25 protein-coding genes and 1 pseudogene are annotated in these 23,563 nt (G+C 75.2%); 19 read left to right on the forward strand and 7 right to left on the reverse strand.

Annotated features, from left to right (window positions below; genetic code table 11):
• Positions 1-40 precede the first annotated feature (40 nt).
• The 3 genes from RM780_RS01545 to RM780_RS01555 all read left to right on the forward strand — a co-directional run bounded on the left by RM780_RS01545 (position 41) and on the right by RM780_RS01555 (position 2,580).
• The gene (locus RM780_RS01545) at positions 41-628 is read left to right on the forward strand and encodes a DUF5998 family protein (protein WP_311628563.1); all 588 of its coding nucleotides are present in this window, start codon (positions 41-43) and stop codon (positions 626-628) included.
• An 80-nt stretch (positions 629-708) separates the two neighbouring features.
• Positions 709-1,869: an alkaline phosphatase family protein gene (locus RM780_RS01550; RefSeq protein WP_311628696.1), complete on the forward strand. Its 1,161-nt coding sequence runs from the start codon at positions 709-711 to the stop codon at positions 1,867-1,869.
• 21 nt (positions 1,870-1,890) lie between these two features.
• Positions 1,891-2,580 (forward strand): thymidine kinase, encoded by a 690-nt coding sequence (locus RM780_RS01555; RefSeq protein ID WP_311628564.1) that lies wholly within the window; start codon positions 1,891-1,893, stop codon positions 2,578-2,580.
• 20 nt (positions 2,581-2,600) lie between these two features.
• Here RM780_RS01555 and RM780_RS01560 read toward each other — a convergent pair whose 3' ends face one another.
• Complete coding sequence (locus RM780_RS01560) at positions 2,601-3,113, reverse strand: MarR family winged helix-turn-helix transcriptional regulator (protein ID WP_311628565.1); 513 nt, start codon at positions 3,111-3,113, stop codon at positions 2,601-2,603.
• Positions 3,114-3,212: 99 nt separating this feature from the next.
• Here RM780_RS01560 and RM780_RS01565 point away from each other — a divergent pair, with 99 nt between their 5' ends.
• On the forward strand, positions 3,213-4,238 hold the full coding sequence (locus RM780_RS01565; protein ID WP_311628566.1) for an EamA family transporter: 1,026 nt from the start codon (positions 3,213-3,215) through the stop codon (positions 4,236-4,238).
• Here RM780_RS01565 and RM780_RS01570 read toward each other — a convergent pair.
• Positions 4,216-4,998 (reverse strand): VOC family protein, encoded by a 783-nt coding sequence (locus RM780_RS01570; protein WP_311628567.1) that lies wholly within the window; start codon positions 4,996-4,998, stop codon positions 4,216-4,218. The genes RM780_RS01565 and RM780_RS01570 overlap by 23 nt on opposite strands.
• 98 nt (positions 4,999-5,096) lie before the next feature.
• Here RM780_RS01570 and RM780_RS01575 point away from each other — a divergent pair, with 98 nt between their 5' ends.
• On the forward strand, positions 5,097-5,936 hold the full coding sequence (locus tag RM780_RS01575) for a sulfurtransferase (protein ID WP_311628568.1): 840 nt from the start codon (positions 5,097-5,099) through the stop codon (positions 5,934-5,936).
• Between the two features lie 35 nt (positions 5,937-5,971).
• Here the strand turns inward: RM780_RS01575 and sepH are convergent, their stop codons facing one another.
• Positions 5,972-7,027, reverse strand: coding sequence for a septation protein SepH (gene sepH / locus RM780_RS01580; protein ID WP_311628569.1), 1,056 nt, complete (start codon positions 7,025-7,027; stop codon positions 5,972-5,974).
• A 487-nt stretch (positions 7,028-7,514) separates the two neighbouring features.
• Between sepH and RM780_RS01585 the strand changes: the two genes are divergently transcribed.
• Both RM780_RS01585 and RM780_RS01590 read left to right on the forward strand, forming a co-directional pair.
• The gene (locus RM780_RS01585; protein WP_311628570.1) at positions 7,515-8,639 is read left to right on the forward strand and encodes a ferrochelatase; all 1,125 of its coding nucleotides are present in this window, start codon (positions 7,515-7,517) and stop codon (positions 8,637-8,639) included.
• A gap of 19 nt (positions 8,640-8,658) precedes the next feature.
• The gene (locus RM780_RS01590) at positions 8,659-9,492 is read left to right on the forward strand and encodes an inositol monophosphatase family protein (RefSeq protein WP_311628571.1); all 834 of its coding nucleotides are present in this window, start codon (positions 8,659-8,661) and stop codon (positions 9,490-9,492) included.
• 535 nt (positions 9,493-10,027) lie between these two features.
• Here the strand turns inward: RM780_RS01590 and RM780_RS01595 are convergent.
• Positions 10,028-10,189, reverse strand: coding sequence for a hypothetical protein (locus RM780_RS01595; RefSeq protein ID WP_311628572.1), 162 nt, complete (start codon positions 10,187-10,189; stop codon positions 10,028-10,030).
• A 277-nt stretch (positions 10,190-10,466) separates the two neighbouring features.
• On the opposite strand from RM780_RS01595, the gene RM780_RS01600 reads away from it, so the two are divergent.
• The 3 genes from RM780_RS01600 (at position 10,467) to RM780_RS01610 (ending at position 13,103) form a co-directional block, all read left to right on the forward strand.
• Positions 10,467-11,120 (forward strand): response regulator transcription factor, encoded by a 654-nt coding sequence (locus RM780_RS01600; protein ID WP_311628573.1) that lies wholly within the window; start codon positions 10,467-10,469, stop codon positions 11,118-11,120.
• Positions 11,121-11,125: 5 nt separating this feature from the next.
• Entirely contained in the window at positions 11,126-12,448 is a 1,323-nt protein-coding gene (locus RM780_RS01605; protein WP_311628574.1) for a sensor histidine kinase, read from the forward strand.
• Between the two features lie 355 nt (positions 12,449-12,803).
• The gene (locus RM780_RS01610) at positions 12,804-13,103 is read left to right on the forward strand and encodes a DUF4193 domain-containing protein (RefSeq protein ID WP_049571160.1); all 300 of its coding nucleotides are present in this window, start codon (positions 12,804-12,806) and stop codon (positions 13,101-13,103) included.
• Positions 13,104-13,125: 22 nt separating this feature from the next.
• Here RM780_RS01610 and RM780_RS01615 read toward each other — a convergent pair whose 3' ends face one another.
• Complete coding sequence (locus tag RM780_RS01615) at positions 13,126-13,647, reverse strand: DUF3093 domain-containing protein (RefSeq protein WP_311628575.1); 522 nt, start codon at positions 13,645-13,647, stop codon at positions 13,126-13,128.
• A gap of 57 nt (positions 13,648-13,704) precedes the next feature.
• On the opposite strand from RM780_RS01615, the gene dut reads away from it, so the two are divergent.
• The 7 genes and pseudogenes from dut (at position 13,705) to RM780_RS01650 (ending at position 18,263) form a co-directional block, all read left to right on the forward strand.
• A complete protein-coding gene (gene dut / locus RM780_RS01620; RefSeq protein WP_311628576.1) occupies positions 13,705-14,226 on the forward strand; it encodes a dUTP diphosphatase in 522 nt (173 codons plus the stop codon).
• A gap of 1 nt (position 14,227) precedes the next feature.
• A complete protein-coding gene (locus RM780_RS01625) occupies positions 14,228-14,998 on the forward strand; it encodes a DUF3710 domain-containing protein (RefSeq protein WP_311628577.1) in 771 nt (256 codons plus the stop codon).
• 99 nt (positions 14,999-15,097) lie between these two features.
• Complete coding sequence (locus RM780_RS01630; protein WP_311628578.1) at positions 15,098-15,385, forward strand: DUF6343 family protein; 288 nt, start codon at positions 15,098-15,100, stop codon at positions 15,383-15,385.
• Positions 15,382-16,170, forward strand: a pseudogene (locus tag RM780_RS01635) (sensor histidine kinase); the annotation flags it as partial. The gene RM780_RS01630 and the pseudogene RM780_RS01635, both read left to right, overlap by 4 nt.
• Positions 16,145-16,831 carry a response regulator gene (locus RM780_RS01640; protein WP_311628579.1) on the forward strand — a complete coding sequence of 229 codons (687 nt, stop codon included), beginning with the start codon at positions 16,145-16,147 and terminating at the stop codon, positions 16,829-16,831. The pseudogene RM780_RS01635 and the gene RM780_RS01640, both read left to right, overlap by 26 nt.
• 51 nt (positions 16,832-16,882) lie before the next feature.
• Positions 16,883-17,284, forward strand: a complete 402-nt coding sequence (locus tag RM780_RS01645; protein ID WP_311628580.1) for an OB-fold nucleic acid binding domain-containing protein — start codon at positions 16,883-16,885, stop codon at positions 17,282-17,284.
• A 199-nt stretch (positions 17,285-17,483) separates the two neighbouring features.
• Positions 17,484-18,263: a DUF3159 domain-containing protein gene (locus RM780_RS01650; RefSeq protein ID WP_394812861.1), complete on the forward strand. Its 780-nt coding sequence runs from the start codon at positions 17,484-17,486 to the stop codon at positions 18,261-18,263.
• 343 nt (positions 18,264-18,606) lie between these two features.
• Here RM780_RS01650 and RM780_RS01655 read toward each other — a convergent pair whose 3' ends face one another.
• Both RM780_RS01655 and RM780_RS01660 read right to left on the reverse strand, forming a co-directional pair.
• Positions 18,607-19,269: a potassium channel family protein gene (locus RM780_RS01655; protein WP_311628581.1), complete on the reverse strand. Its 663-nt coding sequence runs from the start codon at positions 19,267-19,269 to the stop codon at positions 18,607-18,609.
• The gene (locus RM780_RS01660) at positions 19,266-19,931 is read right to left on the reverse strand and encodes a potassium channel family protein (protein WP_311628582.1); all 666 of its coding nucleotides are present in this window, start codon (positions 19,929-19,931) and stop codon (positions 19,266-19,268) included. Before RM780_RS01660 ends, RM780_RS01655 begins: the two co-directional genes overlap by 4 nt.
• A 103-nt stretch (positions 19,932-20,034) precedes the next feature.
• On the opposite strand from RM780_RS01660, the gene RM780_RS01665 reads away from it, so the two are divergent.
• Entirely contained in the window at positions 20,035-22,065 is a 2,031-nt protein-coding gene (locus RM780_RS01665) for an APC family permease (protein WP_311628583.1), read from the forward strand.
• A gap of 44 nt (positions 22,066-22,109) precedes the next feature.
• On the forward strand, positions 22,110-23,510 hold the full coding sequence (locus tag RM780_RS01670) for a class I SAM-dependent RNA methyltransferase (RefSeq protein ID WP_311628584.1): 1,401 nt from the start codon (positions 22,110-22,112) through the stop codon (positions 23,508-23,510).
• The last annotated feature ends 53 nt before the right edge of the window (positions 23,511-23,563 follow it).

Genomic DNA, 23,563 nt, shown 5'->3' on the forward strand with positions numbered 1-23,563 from the left:
CGGCCCTGCCGGTGTCACACCTGCCCCTTAGGATGGGCACATGGCGAAGACCGGTACGACGTCCCAGGGGCTGCGGGAGGCGATCGAGCGCAGCGGCTACTACCCGGCGCTGGTCGCCGAGGCGGTGGAGGCCGCCGTAGGACGGGAGTCCGTCGTCTCCTTCCTCGTCCACCAGGAGACGACGTTCGACAGCAACGAGGTCCGCCGCCACGCCACTGTCCTCGTGCTGACGCCCACCCGCTTCATCGTCAGCCACACCGACGAGCAGTCCGCCGACAGCTCGGCCCCGGCCCCGTACGCCACCACCTCCACCGAGTCCGTGAAGCTCTCCCGGATCTCCTCCGTGGTGATCAGCCGCGTGGTCTCCGACCCGCAGTCCTACGTCCCGGGCACAGCGCCGCGCGAGGTCGTGCTGACCATCGGCTGGGGCGCGGTCAACCGCATCGACCTGGAGCCCGCCGGCTGCGGCGACCCCAACTGCGAGGCGGACCACGGCTACACCGGCTCCACCACCGCCGACGACCTCTCGCTGCGGATCAGCGAGGCGGGCGACGGCCCCGAGACGGTCCGTCAGACGCTGGAGTTCGCCCAGGCCCTCTCCGAGGCGACCGCGGCGGCCGACAGGTGACGCGGCCCTGGGGGCCCCCGCCCGGCAGCGGCGCCGGGCCGCCGGCCGCCCAGGACCAGGCCGGCGCCGACCCCGAGCCGCTGGACCCCCGCGCCGCGCCCGCCCCCCGGTACGGCACGGCCTCGCTCGCCGACGTGCTCCCCGCCGCCGCGGCCGGCCTGGGCCTGGCGGGCCCCGCCTCCGGCCTCGCCCTCCCGCCCGCGGACCGCGTCTGCCTCTTCCTCGTGGACGGCCTCGGCTGGGAGGCGCTGCTCGCGCACCCGGCGGAGGCCCCCTTCCTGACCTCCCTGCTGCCCAGCTCCCGCGCGGGCTCCGGCGAGCCCATCACGGCCGGGTTCCCGGCCACCACCGCGACCTCCCTGGCCTCCGTCGGCACCGGCCTCCCCCCCGCCGCCCACGGCCTGACCGGGTACCGGGTCCTCGACCCGGCCACCGGCGAGCTGATGCAGCAGCTTCGCTGGGAGCCGTGGACGGACCCGCGGCAGTGGCAGCCGCACCCCACCGTCTTCCAGCGGGCCCACGCCGCCGGCATCGCCGTCGCGCAGGTCTCCGCCCCGCACTTCGAGCACACCCCGCTGACGGAGGTGGCCCTGGCCGGGGGCACGTTCTTCGGCCGCCCCGACCCGGGGGAGCGCATGGACCTGGCCGCCGCGCGGCTGGCCGCCGCCGACCGCTCCCTGGTGTACACGTACTACGCCGAGCTGGACGGCACCGGGCATAAACACGGCATGGGCTCGGCCGCCTGGCGCGAGCAACTGCGGTACGTGGACGGCCTCGCCCGGCGGCTGGCCGACCAGCTGCCCCCCCGCTCGGTGCTCTACGTCACCGCCGACCACGGGATGGTGGACGTTCCGCAGAGCGAGGAGGCCCGGTTCGACTTCGACGAGGACTGGGAGCTGCGTGCGGGCGTGGCCCGCCTCGGCGGGGAGGGCCGCGCGCGCCACCTCTACGCCGTCCCCGGCGCCGCCGCCGACGTGCACGCGGTCTGGCGCGAGGTGCTGGCCGGGCACGCCTGGGTGGTCACGCGGGAGGAGGCCATCGAGCTGGGCTGGTTCGGCCCGCCCGGCGTGGACGTCGAGCCGCGGGTGCGCGGCCGGATCGGCGACGTGCTGGTGGCCATGACCGGCAGCTCGGCGGTGGTGGCCACGCGCAGCGAGCCGCGGGAGTCCGCGCTGGTCGGCATGCACGGCTCGGTGACCCCGGCCGAGCAGCTCGTCCCCCTCCTCGAAGTCCGCACCTGACCCGACCTGGAGCACGTCCCCGTGGCTGAACTCGCCTTCTTCTGCGGCACCATGGACTGCGGCAAGAGCACGCTCGCGCTGCAGATCCGGCACAACCGCTCGGCCCGCGGCCTGCGCGGCCTGATCTTCACCCGGAACGACCGGGCGGGGGAGGGCCGGCTCTCCTCCCGCCTGGGCCTGGTGACGGAGGCGATCGAGGCGGGCGAGGAGATGAACCTCCACGCGCACCTGGTGCGTTACCTCACCTCGGGCGGCCGGGCCGACTACGTGATCGCGGACGAGGCGCAGTTCCTCTCCCCGGAGCAGGTGGACCAGCTGGCCCGGATCGTGGACGACCTGGGCATCGACGTCTACGCCTTCGGTATCACCACCGACTTCAGGACCCGCCTCTTCCCCGGCTCCCAGCGGCTGATCGAGCTGGCGGACCGGGTGGAGGTGCTGCAGGTCGAGGCGCTGTGCTGGTGCGGGGCCCGCGCCACGCACAACGCCCGCACGGTGGGCGGCCGGATGGTGGTCGAGGGCGCGCAGGTGGTCGTCGGGGACGTGGGCGCGGACGGCGAGGTCGGCTACGAGGTGCTGTGCCGCCGCCACCACCGGCGGCGGCTGACGGCGGCCACGGCCGGGGCCGGCCCGATTTCGCCGGACGTCCTGCCCACGGACGCCGTCCCGCCCCCCTCCGCCCCGCGCGAGGAGCGCCCGGCCCCGGCGTAGCCCCCGGCGCCCGGGGGGCCTCAGCCCAGGTGCGTGTCCCCGAGGGAGATCAGCAGGCGGCGCAGGGCGGCGTCCACCGCGGCGCGGTCGGCGGGGGAGAGGTCCGCCAGCATCCGCTCCTCGTTGGCGAGGTGTTCGCCCACGACCCGGTCCACCAGCTCGACCCCGGCCGGGGTGAGGCGGACCCGGACCGCGCGGCGGTCGGCGGGGTCGGAGCGGCGCTCGATCAGCCCCTTGCGTTCCACCCGGTCCAGGCGGTTGGTGATGGCGCCCGAGGTGACCATCGTGGACTTCAGCAGGCCGCCGGGCGTCAGCTCGTACGGTGCCCCGGCCCGGCGCAGGGTGGCCAGCACGTCGAACTCGGGCTGCTCCAGGCCGTGCCGGGCGAAGACCGGCTTCATTCCCTTCAGCAGCAGGCTGGCGGCCCGCGTGATCCGGCCGACCAGGGCCATGGCGTCGAGGCCCGCGAGATCGGGCCGCTCGCGCTCCCACTGGCCGCGCAGCTCGTCCATCGCGTCGGTGGCCTGGTCCATGCCCTCGCCCTTCTTTCAATGTTGAGAAACTTGACGTTCGCTGACGCTGGAGGGGAGAATGCTTCAACGTTGAGAATAATAGCGTTGAGGAGAGCCGCCGTGTCCGTCCCCCGTCCCGCCGCCCCCCGCTCCCGTCTCCTCGCCTACGCCGGAACGGCCGCCCTCGCCGCCGTCGGCCCCGCGACCTGGGGCACCACCTACGTCACCACCACCGAGCTGCTGCCCGACGGCCGCCCCCTGCTCGCCGCCGCCTTCCGCGCCCTGCCCGCCGGGCTGCTCCTGGTGGCGTTCACCCGCCGGATGCCGCGCGGCGCCTGGTGGTGGAAGACCGCCGTGCTGGGCCTGCTCAACTTCGGCATCCTCTTCCCCCTGGTCTTCTACGGCGCCTACCGCCTGCCCGGCGGCGTCGCCTCCACCATCAGCGCGGTCGCCCCGCTGCTGGTCGCCGCCTTCGGCATCGGCCTGCTGAAGGTCCGGCCCACCGCCCGCACCCTGTACGCCGGGCTGATCGGCGTCGGCGGCGTCGCCCTGCTGGTCCTGCGGGGGAACGCCGCGGTCGACGCCGCCGGGCTGCTGGCCATGGTCGGGGCCACCGCGGCGATGGCGCTCGCCGTCGTCCTGGGCAAGCGCTGGGGCCGCCCCGACGGCGTCTCGCTGCTGGCGTTCACCGGCTGGCAGCTGACCGCGGGCGGCCTGGTCCTCGCCCCGCTCGCCCTGGCCGCCGAGGGCCTGCCCGCCGGGATCACCGCCGGCAACGCCCTGGGCTACGCCTACCTCGGCCTGATCGGCACGGCCCTCGCCTACGCCCTGTGGTTCCGCGGGATCGAGCGCCTGCCCGCCTCGTCCCTGGCCTTCCTCACCCTGACCAACCCGCTGGTCGCCACCCTGGCGGGCCTGCTCCTGCTCGGCCAGACCCTCACGCCGGGGCAGCTTGCGGGCTTCGCGCTGGTCGTCCTCGGCATCGTCCTCGGCCAGGGGCGGCCGTCGGCCAGGACCGGCCCGGAGGCGGCAACTCCGGCCGTTCCCCAGGCCGTTCCCTCCGCGCGGCAGCACGACGCCCCCGGCCGGACGGGCCGGGGGCGTCACGCCGGTGACCCGGTGCCTACCGCCTCCCGGGCCGGATGACCGCGAAGGGCGCGCCCTCCGGGTCGGTCACCTGCGCCCACAGCCCGAACGGCGACTCCTCCGGCCCGGACAGCCGCCGCCCGCCCAGCGCGGTCACCCGCTCCACGGCCTCGGCCACGTCCGGCACCTTGAAGTACGTCAGCCAGTGCGGCCCCCGGTCGTGCGGGAGCGAGGCGCCCACGCCGCGGATGCCCGCCACCGGGCGGCCGGCCAGGGTCAGCGTCAGGTAGTCGCTGCCCTCCGGGAGCGCCGGCTCGGGACCCGCCTCGTAGCCGAAGACCACGGAGTAGAACTTCGCCACCGCAGAGGACTCCGCGGTGATCAGCTCGTTCCACTCCGGGGCGCCGGAGGGCGGCCGGAAGGAGCCGCGCCGGCGCGGCCCGCCCTGCCACAGCCCGAACGCCGCCCCGCTGAGGTCCGCCGCGATGGCCAGCCGGCCCACGCCCTCCACCTCCAGCGGCCCGACCGCCATCGTCCCGCCGCTCTCCCGGACCGCGGCGGCGGTGGCGTCCGCGTCCCGGGTCGCGATGTACGGCAGCCAGGCGACCACGCGCGGGCCGCCCTCGATCTCCCCCAGGCCCGCCACCGGAACGCCGTCCTTCACGGCCTGCACGTAGGGGCCAAGCTGCGGCGGCCCCTCCTCGAACTCCCAGCCGAACAGCTCCCGGTAGAACGCCTGGCTCGCGGCCAGGTCGTGCACCATCAGACTCACCCAGCGGTGCGTTCCGGATGCGGGCGGGCTCGCTGCCTCGGTCGTCATCCTCGTCCTCTCTCCTCGGTCCCCATCGATGACCAGTGCGCCACTGCCGTTACTCGCTACTCAGGGAGTCTCCCCCCGGTTACCGGGAGAATGGGCCCATGACAGTAATCATCTCGTCACTGGACCTGGCCGGCGCACTGGACCCCACGCGTCCGGAGCGTGAACGTCCGGTGCTGCTCGACGTGCGCTGGCAGCTCGGCGGCCCGCCCGGCGACGCCGCCTACGCCCAGGGGCACATCCCCGGCGCGGTGTACGTGGACCTGGAGGCGGCGCTGGCGGGCCCGGCCGGGGCCGCGGGGCGGCACCCGCTGCCCGATCCGGAGATCTTCGGCGCCGCGATGCGCGCCGCGGGGGTCTCGCACGGCCGCCCGGTGGTCGTCTACGACGCCGCGCAGGGCTGGGGCGCCGCCCGCGCCTGGTGGCTGCTGCGCTGGGCCGGCCACCCCGGGGTGCGCGTGCTGGACGGCGGCCTCGCGGCCTGGGAGGGCGGGCTGACCACCGAGGTGCCCAGCCCGCAGGAGGGCGACTTCGTGCCCCAGCCCGGCGGCCTGCCGGTCCTCGACGCGGACGGCGCCGCCGCCCTCGCGCGCCGGGGGCTGCTGCTGGACGCCCGCGCCGGGGAGCGGTACCGCGGCGAGGTGGAGCCCATCGACCCGGTCGCGGGTCACATCCCGGGCGCCGTCTCCGCCCCCACCACGGAGAACGCCCGCCCGGACGGCCGCCTGCGGGACCGCGCCGAGCTGGCGGCCAGGTTCGCCGCCCTCGGGGCGACGCCCGGGGCCGAGGTCGGGGTCTACTGCGGGTCCGGGGTCTCGGCCGCGCACGAGGTGCTGGCGCTGGCCGAGGCGGGCGTGGAGGCCGCGCTCTACCCGGGCTCCTGGAGCGAGTGGACCGCCGACCCCTCCCGCCCGGTGGCCACGGGGCCCGAGCGGGGCTGAGACGGCCGCCCCGGCCGCTCGCGGCCGGGCCGGGGTCAGTCCTTCTTCTTGCGGCGGGTGCCGAAGACGATCTCGTCCCAGCTGGGCACCGCCGCGCGGCGGCCGGGGCGGACGCCGTCCGCCTCGGCCTGCCGGTCGGTGCTGCCGGTCAGCCGGTCCCGGTGCCCGCCCACCGAGCGCGGCATCAGCACGTCCGCGTAGGTGGCCCCGGCGCTGGCCGCGGCCGGGGGCACCGGACGCGCCGCCGGCTCCTCGTCCTCGGGCTCCTCCGCGACGGGCGGGCCGGCGGCCGGCGGGGCCGCCGCCGGGCCGGGCTGCTCGGGGACGACGAGGTCGCCCCGGAAGCTGGGCACCGCCTCCAGCAGGCTGGTCAGCGAGTCGGTCTCGCTCTCCGCGGAGGCCGCGGCCCGGGCCGCGGGCGGGCGCTCCCCCTCGCGGGGCAGCCGCGCGATCCGCGGCACGAACGGCGTGCTCGGCTCCGGGGTGTCGTCGGTCTCGCCCAGCAGCGACCTGGCCTCGTCGTCCACGGCCTGCACCAGCCGGCGCGGCGGGTCGTACGCCCAGCTCGCGGAGTGCGTCTCACCAGCGACGCGGTAGACCAGCAGCACCTCCCAGGTGCCGTCGTCCCGGCGCCAGGAGTCCCACCGGACCGCGTCCTTCTCCGCGCCGCGCAGCAGCAGGCGTTCGGCCACCGCGTCCCCGAGCTGCGGGCCGGCCGTCTCGCCGGGGCGCCGCACCGGGGTCTTCCTGGCGCGCTCGGCCATGAAGGCGCGCTCGGCCAGCACGGGGCCCTCGAAGCGGCGGACCCGCTCGACGGGGATGCCGGCGAACTGCGCCACCTCCTCGGCGGTCGCGCCGGCTCGTATGCGCGCCTGGATGTCGCGCGGGCGGAGGTGGTTCTCCACCTCGATCTCGATCTGGCCGAGACGGGCCCTGTCGTTGCGGACGGCGGCGCGCAGCCGCTCATCGATCGGCAGGGTGTATTCCGTGTTGTCGGCAGCCTTGAGCACGAGACGTGTGCCGTCGTTGCTCACGGCCACGACACGCAGTTCGGGCACGAGGACCTCCCGGGTGGTGCCTGCCGACGTCACGTACGTCGCTGCTCCCGCCAGACGAGTGTGACCTGCCCGGGCGCAGCCCGCCACAACCTTGCCCACTTGCCCGGCGTGTCGGGCCATGGACTTGAGCCGCCGTTATGGCACAGTCACCACTTTGCCACGCGTGGTGACCACCCCGGGCGAACCGCGTGCACGCGGGCCGGCGGGAGCCAAGGCCAGGACTCGTCACACTACTCCATCGGGACCAGGGCGGCAGGGTGCCGCGCCTTGGAACTTCACGCCGGGCAAGGGAGTTGCCGTCCCGGCGAGTGCTCCCCAAGAGTGACAAGTTTCGCGGAGCCCGTCAAAACGCACGGCCCGGACGCGCGCCCCCGCGCCGGTGGTGCGCGGGTGACGTGTGCGTCGTGCGGGGCCTGTGGGGCATGCGGCAAACGGTGGAACTCCGGGTAGAGAATCGGTGTGCGCCAAGGCCCGGCGCCGGCCGGGCACGCCCCCGGGGCGGGTGGCAGGATCTACAGCCATGGACCGCGCGCTGGACCCCGCCCCCTACGACGCCCTGCTCCTGCTCTCCTTCGGCGGACCCGAAGGACCCGAGGACGTCCTGCCGTTTCTGGAGAACGTCACCCGCGGGCGCGGCATCCCCCGCGAGCGCCTGGAGGAAGTCGGCGCCCACTACCGCCTCTTCGGCGGCGTCAGCCCGATCAACGAGCAGAACCGCACGCTCCTGGCCGCCCTCCGCGAGGACTTCGCCCGCAACGGCCTGGACCTGCCGGTCTACTGGGGCAACCGCAACTGGGCCCCCTACGTGACCGACACCCTCCGCGAGATGGCCCGCGACGGCCGCCGCCGCGTCCTGGTCCTGGCCACCAGCGCCTACGCCTCCTACTCCGGCTGCCGCCAGTACCGCGAGGACCTGGCCGTCGCCCTGGCCGCCCTGCGCGAGGAGGGCCTGCCACTGCCCCGCGTGGACAAGCTGCGCCACTACTACAACCACCCCGGCTTCCTCGACACCGTCGCCGAGGGCGTTCTCGCCGCGCTGGAGGAGCTGCCCGCGGAGGTCCGCGACGGCGCGCACCTGGCGTTCACCACGCACTCCATTCCCACGGCCGCGGCCGACACCTCGGGCCCCCCGGCCGGGCACGGCCCCGGGGGCGCGTACGTGGCGCAGCACCTGGAGGCCGCGCGCCGGGTCGCCGCCGCGGTCGCCGGGGCCACCGGCGTGGAACGGCCCTGGGCGCTCGTCTACCAGTCCCGCAGCGGCCCGCCGATCCCGTGGCTGGAGCCGGACATCGTGGACCACCTGACCGCCCTGAGCGAGCGCGGCGCCCCGGCCGTGGTCATGGTCCCGGTCGGCTTCGTCTCCGACCACATGGAGGTCCTCTACGACCTCGACACCGAGGCCCTGGCCGCCGCCAAGGATCTTGGCCTGCCCGCCGCCCGGTCCGCGACGGTGGGGGCCCACCCGCGGTTCGTGGCCGCGATCCGCGGGCTGGTGGCCGAGCGGGCCGCCGCCGAGCGGGGCGGGGACCCCCCGCGCCCGGCCCTGGGCGCGCTGGGCCCCAGCCACGACCTGTGCCCCGTCGGCTGCTGCCCGGCCCGGGCGGCCAAGCCTGCCGCCGCGGGCGCGGACAGCCCCTTCCACTGACCTTCAGGAGCTGAGCACCGTGTCCGAACGACCGCGGGCCGGCGAGCTGCCGGCCGAACTCCTCGGCCTGGCCCGGGAGGCCGCGGACCGGGCCGGGCGGCTGCTGCGCGAGGGCCGCCCGGCGGACCTCGGCGTCGCCGCCACCAAGTCGAGCCCGATCGACATCGTGACCGAGATGGACGTGGCGGCCGAGAAGCTGATCACCGGCTTCCTCTCGGACCGCCGCCCCGACGACGCCGTCCTGGGGGAGGAGGGCGGCACGAGCGAGGGCAGCAGCGGGGTCCGCTGGATCGTCGACCCGCTGGACGGCACCGTCAACTACCTCTACGGGCTGCCCCAGTGGGCCGTCTCCATCGCCGCGGAGCTGGACGGCGAGCTGGTCGCCGGGGTGATCGCGGCGCCGATGCGCGGCGAGACGTACTGGGCCGTGCGCGGGGGCGGGGCGCACCGGCTGGCGGCCGGGGCCTCCGCGCCCGAGCCGATGCGGTCGCGGCCCGTGCCGCCGCTGGACCAGGCGCTGATCGCCACCGGCTTCAACTACGTGGCCGCCACGCGGGCCGCCCAGGCGGCCGTGGCGCACCGGCTCATCCCGCTGGTGCGGGACATCCGGCGCTCCGGCTCGGCCGCGATCGACCTGGCGGACGTGGCGGGCGGGCGCCTGGACGGGTACTACGAGCGCGGCCTCGCGCCGTGGGACCTGGCCGCGGGCGACCTGATCGCCCGCGAGGCCGGGCTCCTCACCGGCGGTCGCCCCGGCACGCCCCCCGGCCCCGACCTGACGGTCGCGGCCCCGCCCGGCCTCTTCGCCCCCCTGCAGACCCTCCTGGAGGACTTCGGCGCCTGGCACGACTAGCGCCGCACGCCCTCCGGCGCGCGGCGCTACATGGGTGCGCCGCGCTGCCGCGCCGGCTGCGCGCCGCGGGCCGGCCGCGCCGGGTGGCGAGCCCCTGCCGCCACGCGCCTCTGCGCCGCGCGCCGCCCTCTCCGGGCGCCCGCCCCGGCCGGGCACGGCTCGCGCGCGGGGGCACGATGGCCTTCGCCGTTTCGCGCGAGCGCTGCGCCCCGGTTGCGGCGGGCCGTGCGCGGCGGCGCGGGGGTTTGGAGGCTCCGCCGCCGCGCGCCGCTGCGGCACGTTGCCGCGCCCGGCGCCAGGCCGTGCGCGGTCAGCGGGGGCCCGGGCGCCGACCCGGCGGGCGGGAGGGCCGGGGCGCGCGCGGTGGGTGCTGCCGTTGTGCGCCCGGCGCTGTGCGCCGGGTGTCCGGCGCCGCCGTGGGCCTCGGGCTGGGCGGGGCGTCCCGGCCGCGACCCCGCGGTAAGGCGGGGGCGGGAACGCCGAGCGCCCCCGGGTGGGGGACCCGGGGGCGCTCGGTGGGTGATGTGCGGCGGGACTAGCCGATGTGGACGCCGAGCTCCTCGGCGAGGCGGTGCAGGTCATCCAGCTCGGCCTGCTCCACGTCCATGGCGAACACATCTCCGGCCTCACGAGCGCGGTGCAGATCGGACTGGGTGTTCTCGATACGCTGACGGATTCCAGCGGTGAACGCGTCCAAGGTGCGCCCCCTCGTCTTCGATCGGCGGCACTGGGGGGTGCCGGGGGTGGGTGCGGCCAGGGCGCCCCGGGAAGCCGGTCGGCAGCGTGAGGTGGCTTGCCGCCGTCAGGGCGGTGGTCGCTGGGGTTGAGCCCTTCCTCCCCGGCGATTCGGCGGCGGAAACCTGCCCGCAACAGAAAATCCACGGGGCATCGGTCACATCACCCACTTACCGGTGGTTTACCGGGGGCCGGTGCAGGATGGGGGGTGAACCCCCACCACGACAGAAGGACAGGACGTGCGCGTACTCGTCGTCGAGGACGAGCAGTTGCTCGCCGACGCCGTGGCCACCGGGCTGCGGCGCCAGGCCATGGCCGTGGATGTCGTCTACGACGGCGCCGCGGCCACCGAGCGCGTCGATCTGAACGACTACGACGTGGTCGTGCTGGACCGCGACCTGCCGCTGGTCCACGGCGACGACGTGTGCCGCCACATCATCGGCCTGGGCCGGACCACTCGCGTGCTGATGCTCACCGCCTCGGGCGACGTCAGCGACCGCGTGGAGGGCCTGGAGATCGGCGCGGACGACTACCTGCCCAAGCCCTTCGCGTTCAGCGAGCTGATCGCCCGGGTGCGCGCCCTGGGCCGCCGCGCCACCGCCCCGCTGCCCCCGGTGCTGGAGCGCTCCGGGATCACGCTGGACCCGAACCGCCGCGAGGTCCACCGCGACGGGCGCCCCGTGCAGCTGGCGCCCAAGGAGTTCGCGGTCCTGGAGGTGCTGATGCGCGGCGAGGGCACCGTCGTCTCCGCCGAGCAGCTCCTGGAGAAGGCGTGGGACGAGAACACCGACCCCTTCACCAACGTGGTCCGCGTCACGGTCATGACCCTGCGGCGCAAGCTGGGCGACCCGCCGGTGATCAGCACCGTGCCGGGCGCCGGGTACCGGATCTGACCGCCATGGCCGCCACGACTCCCCCCACGCCGGGCAAACCGCCCACCCCGGGCAAGCCCCCCGCCCCGCCGGCCGCTCCCGCTCCCGCGCCTCCAGCCCCGCCCCCTCCCCCCGCCCCGCCGCGCCCGCAGGCCGACCCGGAGGCCGAGCCCTCGCCCGGCTGGCTGCGGCCGACCATCCGCATCCGCCTCACCCTGCTCTACGGCGGCATGTTCCTCATCGCCGGCGTGGTGCTGCTGACGATCATCTACCTGCTCGCCGCCGAGGCCCTGGAGCGCGGGACGGCCCTGCCGTTCTCGTTCGAGACCGACACCCGGGTCAACATCGACTCGGACGTGTGCCCCTCCATCACCAGCCAGGTGAGCGCCGAGCAGTTCAGCAGCTGGCTGGCCAAGTGCTCCGACACCCAGCGCGCCATCGCCCTGGACCAGCTGCTGCGCAGCGCCCTGCTGGCCCTCCTCGGGCTGGCCGTGGCCGCCTTCGCCTTCGGTTACATCATGGCGGGACGCGTCCTCTCCCCGCTGGGCCGGATCACGCGCACGGCTCGCCGCGTCGCCGGCTCGGACCTGCACCGGCGGATCGAGCTGGACGGGCCGGACGACGAGCTGAAGGAGCTGGCCGACACCTTCGACGAGATGCTCGACCGCCTGGACCGGGCGTTCACCGCGCAGCAGCGCTTCGTGGCCAACGCCTCGCACGAGCTGCGCACGCCCCTGGCGATCAACCGGACCCTGCTGGAGGTCCAGCTCGCCGACCCCGGGGCCCCGCCCGAGCTGATCCAGCTGGGGAACACCCTGCTGGCCACCAACGAGCGCAGCGAGCAGCTCGTGGAGGGCCTGCTGCTGCTGGCCCGCAGCGAGAACGAGATCCTGGACCGCAAGCCCGTGGACCTGGCCGAGGTGGCGGGGCAGGCGGTGGAGCAGACGCGCGCCGAGGCCGTCGCCAAGGGCGTGGAGCTGCGCGGCACCCGCCGTCCCGTCTGGGTGCAGGGCAACGGCGTGCTGCTGGAGCGGATCGCCCTCAACCTCCTGCAGAACGCCGTGCGGTACAACCTCCGCGAGGGCGGCTGGATCCGGGTGGACACCGAGAGCCGCCCCGGCCAGGCCGTCCTCGTCGTGGAGAACACCGGCCCCGTCGTCCCGGCCTACGAGATCGACAACATGTTCGAGCCCTTCCGGCGGCTGCGGACCCAGCGCACCGGGAGCGACAAGGGGGTCGGCCTCGGCCTGTCCATCGTCCGCTCCGTGGCCCGCGCCCACGGCGGCTACGTCCGGGCCGAGCCCCGCGAGAGCGGGGGCCTGCTGATGCGGGTGGCCCTGCCGCTGTGAACGGCACGGCGCCCGCGGGCGCCCGGAAGGGCGCGTTCGTGCTGGTCTGGCGGGCCCCGGGCGGGGGAAGGAATGAGATGTGATCAATCGCATAGGCGGGCCCGGGGCCGCCCGGCGCCCGAGGTCGCCGCGGGCGGCTGAGCTGGGACATTCCCGGACGATCGCCCAGGACCAGGCGATCGGCGGGCCGATCGGCAGCCGGAATGATCACCTCTTCAGGCGTTCGGTTGGGTGTCGATTGAGTAACACCACTTGATGTGAGGCAAAATCTCCGCCTCGGGTCGGGCACAAAGTCCGGCCCCCCGCGCGTTGTGTGCGCTGGAGAGACCACAGACACCCGGAGGGGGAGAACGAAATGGCAACCGACTACGACACTCCACGCAAGACCGACGATGACGTCAACGAGGACAGCATCGAGGAGCTGAAGGCACGGAGGAACGACAAGTCGGCGTCCACCGTGGACGTGGACGAGTTCGAGCAGGCGGAGGGCCTGGAGCTGCCCGGCGCGGACCTGTCCAACGAGGAGCTGTCCGTCCGGGTGCTGCCGCGGCAGGCCGACGAGTTCACCTGCATGAGCTGCTTCCTGGTCCACCACCGCTCGCAGCTCGCCTCCGAGAAGGACGGCCAGCCCATCTGCCGCGACTGCGCGGCGTGAGCGCCCGCCCGGACGAGGCCGGCTACGGCTGGGCCGGATCCGGGCGGGCGGCGGCCAGTGCCGCCGTCAGACGCGCGGGCTGGCGGGTCGAGAGGTAGAGATAGGGCGTCGGGTCCGCCGGATCCGCAACCTCGACCCGCACCGCCGTCGGGATATAAGCGCGCAGCAGCATGTGAGCCCGGGCATCCGCACGATGGGTGCGCCACGCGCGCGCCTCCTCGGCGTCGAGCGCCCGGGCCTCGCCCAGCGCGAACAGCGGGACCCGCGCCTGCCCGGCGACCAGGGAGCCCGCCACGACCCGGATCCGCGCCGATCCGTAGGCGCTCAGCGCCACCCCCGCCAGGGCCCCGCCGGCCGCCAGCCCGCACAGCAGCGGAACGGCCCCCAGCGGCGCCAGGGCGACCCCCAGCAGCACCACGCCCAGGCCCGCCATCAGCCACCAGCTCCGGGGCACGGTCAGGCGTTCGTCGTAGCCCCCGTCGTATCCATCGCGCTGCGCTGCGGGCGGGCGCCCCGCGCCGCCCGGTTCCTGTGGCCCATTCATGGCCCCAGCATGGCAGGCAGGCCCCTGCCGGCAGGCGGCGGCGGTAGGGTCTGCACCGTGAGTGCCCACACCCCAGCACCGGTTGACGTCCTGATCCGCCGGACCGACCCCGCCGTCCCCCTCCCCGCGCGCGCGCACCCGGGAGACGCCGGCGTCGACCTGGTCACCACCGAGGCCGCGGAGCTGGCCCCGGGCGAGCGGGCCGTGCTGCCCACCGGCGTTTCGATCGCGCTGCCCGACGGGTACGCCGCCTTCGTGCACCCCCGCTCCGGCCTCGCGGCCCGGTGCGGTGTGGCCATGGTGAACGCGCCGGGGACCATCGACGCCGGGTACCGTGGGGAGATCAAGGTCATCGTGATCAACCTGGACCCCCGGGAGGCCGTGCGGTTCCAGCCGTTCGACCGGGTCGCGCAGCTGGTCGTCCAGCGGGTCGAGACGGTGCGGTTTCACGAGGTCGCGGAGCTGCCGGGATCCGCGCGGGGCACGGGGGGTTTCGGCTCCACGGGCGGCCATGCCGGCGAGCACAACCCCTATGCAGCGGTCGGACCCGGCGGGAGCCCCGACCGGAAAGGACATTGACGTGTTCGGACGTCGTCGCAAGCGGAACGAGGACCCGGCCGAGGCGGTGGAGCCCACCGCCGAGGAGGAGGCCGAGGCCCCGGACGAGGCGGAGGTGAGCCGGGTCAGGCTGGAGCCGGCGCCGCGGCCCGATGGCCCCTGGGACGTCAGTGAGGTCGAGAAGCCGGCCGAGGGCCGCGTCGACCTCGGCGGGCTGTTCGTGCCGGGCGTGCAGGGGATGGAGCTGCGCGTGGAGGTCGCCGGGGAGGCGATCGTCGCGGCCACGGTGGTCGTCCGCGACAGCGCCGTCCAGCTCCAGGCGTTCGCCGCGCCCAAGCGCGAGGGCATCTGGGCGGAGGTCCGCGAGGAGATCGCGGGCGGCATCACCCAGCAGGGCGGCGTGATCGACGAGGTCGAGGGGCCGCTGGGCTGGGAGCTGCGGGCCAGGGTGCCGGTGCAGCTGCCCGACGGCAAGCGCGGCATGCAGGTCGTGCGCTTCGTCGGCGTCGACGGGCCGCGGTGGTTCCTTCGCGGCGTGATCTCCGGGCAGGGCGCGGTCCAGCCCGAGGCGGCCGGGCTGCTGGAGCAGATCGTCCGCGACACGGTGGTGGTCCGGGGCGACTCGCCGATGGCGCCGCGCGACCCGATCGTGCTGAAGCTGCCGCAGGACGCGCAGATGGTGCCGGACGGCGTGAAGCAGGACAAGGCCGCCGAGGGCGGCGCCCAGGTCTCCCGCTTCGCGGGCGGCCTGGACAAGCTGCGCCGCGGCCCGGAGATCTCCGAGGTCCGTTAGCCGCGCCCGCCCCCCGGTGGCCGGACGCGCCCCCGCCCCCGCCCTCCGTGCGGGGGCGTGCCCACGCATGGCCGGGGACACCCGGGGTACCCGGGGCGCATGGTGGAGGGTGGAGGACACTGGCGGCGCACCGGCAGCGAGCCCGTGACCGCGTACAGCGCGCTGCGGCTGCGGCTGCTGCTGTCCGCGCTGTTCCTGCCGTTCTTCGCGGCGGTGACCGTGGCGCTCGGCGTGTGGTGGGCCTCGGCGGACGAGGAGGACCAGCCGTCCCCGGGCGAGCTGGGAGCGCTCACGCTGGGCTGCGCGGCGCTCACGCTGATCGCGCTCGTCGACCTGCTGATCGTGCTGCGCCGCCGGCGCCGCGCACGGGGCGGCCCGGCGGCCTGACCGCGTTCGCCGCCCAGGCCGCCGCCATACTCGACCGCCAGCGCCTGGAGGACGAGGCCGGACGGGCCCACGAGCTGGCCGAGGGCAACCGCATCCGCACCGCCCTGCTGCCCGCCGTCTCCCACGACCTGCGCACCCCTCTGGCCGCCATCAAGGCCGGCGTCTCCTCCCTGCGCTCCGAGGACGTCGCCTGGTCCGAGGAGGACGAGGCCGACCTGCTGGAGAGCATCGAGCAGGGCGCCGACCGGCTCGACCAGCTCGTGGGCAACCTGCTCGACATGTCCCGCCTCCAGACCGGCACCGTCGAACCGCTGATCCGCGCCATCGACCTGGACGAGGTCGTTCCCCGCGCCCTGGGCGGCGTCCCCGACATCACCGCCGTCGAGCTGGACATCCCCGAGCCGCTGCCCTTCGTCGCCGCCGACCCCGGCCTGCTGGAGCGCGGCGTGGTGCGGGCCGGCGCCCTGGGCGGGCGCGTCGAGCTGCGCGTCGGGGACCGTGGCCCCGGCGTGCCGGACGCGGACAAGGAGCGGATCTTCGAGCCGTTCCAGCGCCACGGGGACACGCCCCGGGGCAACGGCGTCGGCCTGGGCCTGGCCGTCGCCCGCGGCTTCGCCGAGGCGCTGCGCGGCACGCTCGACGCCGAGGACGCGCCCGGCGGCGGCCTGACCATGGTCCTCGGCCTGCCCGCCGCCGGCGGGCCCCCCGAGCACCCCGACGATGGTCAGCACACCGATCCCCCGCAGCGGAAGGCCGTTCATGCACCGGGTCCTGGTCGTCGATGACGAGCCGCAGATCCTGCGCGCCCTGGTCATCAACCTCAAGGCGCGCCGCTACGAGGTGGACACCGCCGCGGACGGGGCCACGGCCCTGCGGCTGGCCGCCGAGCGGCACCCGGACGTGATCATCCTCGACCTCGGCCTGCCCGACATGGACGGCGTCCGCGTGATCGACGGCATCCGCGGCTGGTCCCGCGTCCCGATCATCGTCCTCTCCGCCCGCCACACCTCCGACGAGAAGGTCGAAGCCCTGGACGCGGGGGCCGACGACTACGTCACCAAGCCCTTCGGAATGGACGAGCTGCTGGCCCGCCTGCGCGCCGCCGTCCGCCGCGCCGAGCCGGGACCCGCGGAGGGCGAGGCGGTGGTCGAGACCGACAGCTTCACCGTGGACCTTGCCGCCAAGAAGGTGCACCGCGACGGCCGCGACATCCGCCTCACCCCCACCGAGTGGCACCTCCTGGAGGTGCTGATCCGCAACGCCCGGCGCCTGGTCAGCCAGAAGCAGCTCCTCCAGGAGGTCTGGGGCCCCGGCTACCGCACGGAGACGAACTACCTGCGCGTGTACATGGCGCAGTTGCGCCGCAAGCTGGAGGCCAGCCCCTCCGCGCCCCGGTACCTGATCACCGAGCCGGGCATGGGCTACCGCTTCGAACGCCAGGGCTGAGGGCGCCGCGCGGCCTGCCGGGGCGGGTGGGGCGGGCGTTAGGCTGAAGGCATGAGTGTCGCGGAGGGCGGAGGCTGGTGGACGCGCCTGCTCGGGCGTCCGGGGCGGGACCGGGCCGGGGCCCAGGCGTCCGGGGAGCCGGCGGGCCCGCCGGGGCCGGCCTGCACCCGCATCCGGGACTGCGGTGGCGACGGCCCCGCCGGGCGCCCCGTGGTCCACGTGACCGGTACGCTGCGGACGGTGACCGAGCGGACGGTGGCGGGGCTCCCGGCCCTCCAGGCCGAGCTGGACGACGGGTCGGCCACGCTCGACGTGGTGTGGCTGGGCCGGCGGGCCATCGCGGGCATCGCGCCCGGCCGGGCTCTGGTCGCCTCCGGACGGATCGCGATGACAGCGGGCGGCCCGGTGCTGTTCAATCCCCGGTACCAGCTCCACCCCCCGGAGAAGGAGTAGCCAGTGAGCGACGCTCCCCCGCAAGCGGGAGGTACCCCCAGCGCGGCTGCCGGGCATAGGACGACGACAGCCGCGCTGTGCCGCGCGGGCGGAGAAGCAAACAGGGAGGCACTGTGAGCGACGCACGCGCGGCTGCCGGGCATAGGACGACGACAGCCGCGCTGTGCCGCGCGGGCGGAGAAGCAAACAGGGAGGCACAGTGAGCGACCAGGCCGCGCAGGGGCGGGTGGCGGATCAGACCGCGGACGAGGCGGCGACCCGGGAGGCGTTCTTCGCGGCCTTCGGCGGGGTGCGGGGCATGGTGGAGACCACGGTCCCCGGCCTGGTCTTCGTCCTCACCTTCACGATCACCCGCAGCATCAACGTCTCGGCCGCCGCCGCCCTGGGCCTGTCCGTGGTGCTGGCCGTCTCGCGGCTGGTCCAGCGCGACACCCTCAAGCACGCCTTCGGCGGCGTCTTCGGGGTGGCCTTCGGCGCGGTCTTCGCGATGATCTCGGGCGACGCGCGGAACTTCTACCTGCCCGGCATGCTCTACACCCTGGGCCTCGGCGTGGCCTACGTCGTCACCGCGCTCGCCGGCGTCCCGCTGCTGGGCCTGATCCTCGGCCCGGTCTTCCGCGAGAACCTCTCCTGGCGCACCCGCAACCCCGGCCGCAAGCGGGCCTACACACGGGCCAGTTACGTGTGGGGCGCGATCCTGCTGGCGAAGTCGGCGATCACCTTCCCCATCTACTTCTGGGGCGACGCCACGCAGCTCGGCTGGCTGCGGGTGGCCCTGGGCATCCCGCCGTTCCTGCTGGCCGTCTACGTGACCTGGCTGATCCTCGTGAAGGCCCCCGCGCCGATCGACGTGATCGCCGAGTGGGAGGCCCGCGAGGCCGCGTCCGAGGAGGCATCCGCGAACGCGGCGGAGGACACCCCCGCGCCGGCCCCGGCCGAGCCGGCCCCCGACCCGGCCACCCCGGGCCGCGCGGGCTGACCCGCGCCGTCCGCCAGGGGCCTTCCGGCCGTGCGGGCCGATACGCCGCTGCCCGCCACGGGCGCTCCGGCGCCCGGGCCGATCCGTCGTTGCAGACCGCCGGTGTTCCGGCCACCCGGCCCCGGGTCGTGACCCGAGTCCCACGCCACGGGCGTTGCCGCCGCGCGGCGTCGGCCGAGGGGGCGCCCCGGGCAGCGGGCCGAGAGCCGCCGCGGGTACCACGGTCGTCCCCGGCCGTCCCGGCTCCGGGGCATCATCGGCGTTTCCGCCGTGCGGTCCGTCTGGGCCTGCGCCCCGGCTTCGCCATCGCCGTCCCGCCGCGCGGACGCCGTGAGGGGCGCGCTCAGCGGGGCGGGGAGAGCAGGGCCTTCAGGGCCGGTTCGCCGTCCGCCGTGGTGACGAAGAGGAGTTCGTCGCCGGGCTCCAGGGTGCCCTCGGGGTCGGGGGTCAGGACGCGCGGGCCGCGGATGATCGTCACCAGCGTGGTGTCCGGCGGCCACGCGACCTCGCCCACGCGCGTGCCCGCCACCGCCGTGCCCTCCGGCAGGGTCAGCTCGACCAGGTTCGCCTCGCCCTGGCTGAAGCGCATCAGCCGCACCAGGTCGCCGATCGAGACGGCCTCCTCCACCAGCGCCGACATCAGCCGCGGCGTCGAGACCGCCACGTCCACGCCCCAGGCGTCGTTGAACAGCCACTCGTTCTTCGGGTGGTTGACCCGCGCGACGACCCGCGGGACGCCGTACTCCGTCTTGGCCAGCAGCGAGACCACGAGGTTGACCTTGTCGTCCCCGCTGGCCGCGATGACCACCTGGCAGCGCTCCAGCGCCGCCTCGTCCAGCGTCGCGATCTCGCACGCGTCCGCCAGCAGCCACTCCGCCTGCGGCACCCGCTCCACCGACACCGCCTGCGGCGACTTGTCGATCAGCAGCACCTCGTGCCCGTTCTCCAGCAGCTCGGCCGCGATGGAACGCCCCACCGCGCCCGCCCCCGCGATCGCCACCCTCATGACGGCTCCTCCGGCCCGAGCAAAGCGGCGGCCTCCACCTCGGCGACCCGGTCGCTGTACATCATCACGTGCACGAGGTCGCCCTCCTGAAGGACCGTGTCCGCCACGGGCAGCATCGGCTCGCCCATCCGGGTGAGGAACGCCACGCGCACCCCGGTCCGCTCCTGGAAGGCGCTGATCCGGTGCCCGATCCACGCCTCGGCCACGTGTACCTCAGAGAGCTGCACGCCGCCGGTCGGATCGCGCCACAGCGGCTCGGCCCCGGCCGGCAGCAGCCTGCGCAGCATCTGGTCGGCGGTCCACCGCACCGTCGCCACCGTCGTGATCCCGAACCGCTCGTAGACCTCGGCCCGCCGCGGGTCGTAGATGCGGGCCGTCACGTGCTCCACGCCGAACACCTCGCGCGCCACCCGGGCCGCGATGATGTTGGAGTTGTCCCCGCTGCTGACGGCCGCGAACGCCCCGGCCTGGTCGAGACCGGCCTCGCTGAGCGTGTCCCGGTCGAAGCCGAGCCCGGTGACCCGGCGCCCGCCGAACCGCGGTCCCAGCCGCCGGAACGCCGTCGGGTCCCGGTCGATCACGGCCACCGAGTGCCCGCGCTCCTCCAGGCTCTGCGCGAGGGTCGCGCCCACCCGGCCGCAGCCCATGATCACGATGTGCATAGCTCTCGCAGTTCTCTCTCGTCGCGACCACGCTACCGGCCCCTGCTTCCGATGTCCGGGCCCGGGGGCGGCGGGCCCCGGCGCGCCAGGCTACGGTGACCCCATGGATGGCGCGAAACGAGTGCTGCTCGGCCGGGCACTCCGCAGTGACGCGCTGCGCGAGACCCTGCTGCGCAAGCGGGTGGCACTGCCCGTCTTCGCCTCCGACCCGCTGTCCTCCGTCGCGTACGCCCCGGGCGAGGTCCTGCTGATCCTCTCCCTCGCCGGCCTGACCACGTACCGGCACAGCTGGTGGATCACGCTGGCCATCGTCGTCCTGATGATCACGGTGGTCGCCTCCTACCGGCAGACGGTCCACGCCTACCCCAACGGGGGCGGCGCCTACGAGGTGGTGTCCAACAACTTCGGCCGCCGCGCCGGGATGACGGTCGCCAGCGCCCTGCTCGTGGACTACGTGCTCACCGTCGCCGTCTCCGTCTCCGCCGGGGTGGACAACCTCGGCTCCGCGGTCGGCTTCGTGGAGCGCAACGAGGTCCTGTGCGCGGTCGTCGTCATCGCCGTCCTGATGCTGCTCAACCTCCGGGGCGTCAAGGAGTCCGGCACCTTCTTCGCGATCCCCACCTACGCCTTCGTCATCGGCGTGCTGGGCACCGTCGCCTGGGGCGGGTTCAAGGCCCTGGTGCTGGACGACGGGATGCGCGCCCCGACCGCCGACTACGAGGTCACCCCCGAGCAGACGGGCCTGGGCGCCTGGGCGATGGCCTTCCTGCTGCTGCGGGCGTTCTCCTCCGGCTGCGCCGCGCTCACCGGCGTCGAGGCCATCAGCAACGGCGTGCCCGCCTTCCGCGAGCCCAAGAGCCGCAACGCCGCCGCGACCCTGGCGTTCATGGGCGCCATCGCGGCCACCATGTTCCTCGGTGTGATGTCCCTGGCCCTGTACACCGACGTGCACATGGCCGAGAACCCCGCCCACGACCTGATCATCGACGGTGAGCCCGCCGGCTCCGGCTACCACCAGGACCCGGTCATCGCCCAGGTCGGCGCCGCCGTCTTCGGCAGCGGCTCGGTCCTCTTCCTCTACCTGGCCGCCGCCACCGCCCTGGTCCTCTTCCTCGCGGCCAACACCGCCTACAACGGCTTCCCCGTCCTCGGCTCGATCCTCGCCCAGGACCGCTACCTCCCCCGCCAGCTCCACACCCGCGGCGACCGGCTGGCGTTCAGCAACGGCATCGCCTTCCTCACGCTGCTGGCCGCGCTGCTGGTGATCGCCTTCCGGGCCAACGTCAACCAGCTCATCCAGCTGTACATCGTCGGCGTCTTCGTCTCCTTCAGCTTCAGCCAGAGCGGCATGGTGCGGCACTGGAACCGGCTGCTGGCGGGGGAGAACGGCCCGGTGGACGCGGCGGCCCGCCGCCGGATGGTCCGCGCCCGCGCGCTCAACGGCTTCGGCGCGATCCTGTGCGTGGTCGTCCTGGTCATCGTGCTGATCACCAAGTTCAGCCACGGCGCCTGGGTCTCCCTGGTCGGAATGGCCCTCTTCTACGCCGTCATGACCGGCATCAGGCGCCACTACGACCGGGTGGCCGAGGAGCTGGCGCTGGACATCCCCGACGAGGACCTCGGCATGCGGCCCTCCCAGGTCCACGTGGTGGTCCTGGTCTCGCAGATCCACAAGCCCACGCTGCGGGCCCTGGCCTACGCCAGGCTCCTGCGCTCCGACAGCCTGGTCGCCGTCACCATCGCCGTCGACCCCGACGCCGCCCGCGAGCTGAAGGCCCAGTGGCGCCGCCGCAAGCTGGACGTTCCCCTGAAGGTGCTGGACGCCCCGTACCGGGAGATCACCCACCCCTTCGTGGCCTACGTCAAGGAGCTGCGCCGCGCGCACCCGAACGACGTGGTCAGCGTCGTCCTGCCCGAGTACGTCGTGGGCCACTGGTACGAGGCGCTGCTGCACAACCAGAGCGCCCTGCGGCTGAAGGCCCGCCTGCTGCTGACGCCCGGCGTGACCGTCACCTCCGTGCCCTGGCAGCTCGACTCCGCCGAGGCGGCCCGCGCCCGCGCCAAGCGCCGCTCGGAGCTGCATGCCCCGGGGGCCGTCCGCCGGGGGACCGGACACCGGTCGCGGCGGCCGTAGACTGGGCCGCTGTCCCCCCGCATCGTCCCTGGAGCGCCGCACGCATGGCCACCGAAGACCTTCCGGCCGCCGACGAAGGAACCGCGACCCCGGCGCCGAAGGCGGCCTCCCTGGTCGGGCAGGAGTACGAGGTCGAGGTCGGCCCGGTCGCCCACGGCGGCCACTGCGTCGCCCGCACCGGCGAGGGCCGCGTCCTCTTCGTCCGCCACGCCCTGCCCGGGGAGCGCGTGGTCGCCCGCGTCACCGAGGGCCGCGAGGACTCCCGCTTCCTGCGCGCCGACGCCGTGCGCGTGCTGGAGGCCGCCCGCGACCGCATTCCGGCGCCCTGCCCCTTTTCCGGGCCCGGCAAGTGCGGCGGCTGCGACTGGCAGCACGTGCGGCCCGGCGCCCAGCGCCGCCTGAAGGGCGAGGTGCTCACCGAGCAGCTCCGCGCCCTGGCCTCGCTCACCCCCGAGGAGGCCGGCTGGGACGGCACCGTCGAGCCCGTCCCCGGCGACAAGGTGCCCGCCGGGGAGGTCCCGGCCTGGCGCACCCGCGTGCAGTACGCCGTGGACGAGCGCGGCCGGGCGGGCCTGCGCCGCCACCGCTCCCACGAGGTGGAGCCGGTCGACCGCTGCCTCATCGCCGCGGAGGGGATCACCGAGCTGGGGATCGAACGCCGGTCCTGGCCCGGGATCGCGGACGTGCAGGCCGTCGCCGCCACCGGCTCCCACGACCGGATGGTCGTGATCACACCCCGGCCGGGCGAGCGGCTGCCGCTGGTGGAGCTGGACCGCCCGGTCTCCGTGCTGCGCGCCGAGGACGGCCGCCGCGGGGTGCAGGTGCACCGCGTTCACGGCCGGGACTTCGTGCGCGAGCGCGCCGACGGCCGCACCTGGCGGGTGGGCGGCGGCGGGTTCTGGCAGGTCCACCGGGAGGCCGCCGGGCTGCTGGTGGACGCGGTGATGCGGGGGCTGACCCCGCGCAAGGGCGAGACGGCCCTCGACCTCTACTGCGGCGTCGGCCTCTTCGCCGGGGCGCTGGCCGACCGGATGGGGGAGCGGGGCGCGGTGCTGGGCATCGAGTCCTCGGCCCGCGCCGTGCGCGACGCCCGGCACAACCTGGCGGACTTCCCCCGGGTCCGCGTCGAGCAGGGCACGGTCGCCAAGGTCCTGCCGCGCACCGGCATCACCACCGCCGACCTGGTCGTCCTGGACCCGCCGCGGGCCGGCGCCGGGCGTGAGGTGGTGGAGCAGGTCGCGGCCCTGGGCCCGCGCCGGATCGCCTACGTCGCCTGCGACCCCGCGGCCCTCTCGCGCGACCTGTCCCACTTCCGCGCGGCCGGCTACGTGCCGCGCTTCCTGCGGGCGTTCGACCTCTTCCCGATGACCCACCACCTGGAGTGCGTGGCCATCCTCCAGCCCGCCGCACAGGCGGGAGCGCGGGCCGGCGACGGCGGGGACTGAACCCGCCGGGCGGGGCGGGGCGTTGCCCCGCGGCGCGTGCAACTCTCGTTGCG

The sequence above is a fragment of the Streptomyces boetiae genome, from assembly GCF_031845405.1.
GTDB lineage: Bacteria > Actinomycetota > Actinomycetes > Streptomycetales > Streptomycetaceae > Streptomyces > Streptomyces boetiae.

Excerpts from the sequence above, each read along its gene's own strand:
- RM780_RS01645 (WP_311628580.1), top strand. The coding sequence starts at position 16,883 with ATGAGTGTCGCGGAGGGCGGAGGCTGGTGGACGCGCCTGCTCGGGCGT.
- RM780_RS01615 (WP_311628575.1), bottom strand. The coding sequence starts at position 13,647 with ATGAATGGGCCACAGGAACCGGGCGGCGCGGGGCGCCCGCCCGCAGCG.
- RM780_RS01660 (WP_311628582.1), bottom strand. The coding sequence starts at position 19,931 with ATGCACATCGTGATCATGGGCTGCGGCCGGGTGGGCGCGACCCTCGCG.
- RM780_RS01630 (WP_311628578.1), top strand. The coding sequence starts at position 15,098 with ATGGTGGAGGGTGGAGGACACTGGCGGCGCACCGGCAGCGAGCCCGTG.
- RM780_RS01575 (WP_311628568.1), top strand. The coding sequence starts at position 5,097 with ATGACAGTAATCATCTCGTCACTGGACCTGGCCGGCGCACTGGACCCC.
- RM780_RS01560 (WP_311628565.1), bottom strand. The coding sequence starts at position 3,113 with ATGGACCAGGCCACCGACGCGATGGACGAGCTGCGCGGCCAGTGGGAG.
- RM780_RS01610 (WP_049571160.1), top strand. The coding sequence starts at position 12,804 with ATGGCAACCGACTACGACACTCCACGCAAGACCGACGATGACGTCAAC.
- RM780_RS01670 (WP_311628584.1), top strand. The coding sequence starts at position 22,110 with ATGGCCACCGAAGACCTTCCGGCCGCCGACGAAGGAACCGCGACCCCG.
- RM780_RS01570 (WP_311628567.1), bottom strand. The coding sequence starts at position 4,998 with ATGACGACCGAGGCAGCGAGCCCGCCCGCATCCGGAACGCACCGCTGG.
- RM780_RS01665 (WP_311628583.1), top strand. The coding sequence starts at position 20,035 with ATGGATGGCGCGAAACGAGTGCTGCTCGGCCGGGCACTCCGCAGTGAC.
- RM780_RS01585 (WP_311628570.1), top strand. The coding sequence starts at position 7,515 with ATGGACCGCGCGCTGGACCCCGCCCCCTACGACGCCCTGCTCCTGCTC.
- RM780_RS01545 (WP_311628563.1), top strand. The coding sequence starts at position 41 with ATGGCGAAGACCGGTACGACGTCCCAGGGGCTGCGGGAGGCGATCGAG.
- RM780_RS01605 (WP_311628574.1), top strand. The coding sequence starts at position 11,126 with ATGGCCGCCACGACTCCCCCCACGCCGGGCAAACCGCCCACCCCGGGC.
- RM780_RS01655 (WP_311628581.1), bottom strand. The coding sequence starts at position 19,269 with ATGAGGGTGGCGATCGCGGGGGCGGGCGCGGTGGGGCGTTCCATCGCG.
- RM780_RS01640 (WP_311628579.1), top strand. The coding sequence starts at position 16,145 with ATGCACCGGGTCCTGGTCGTCGATGACGAGCCGCAGATCCTGCGCGCC.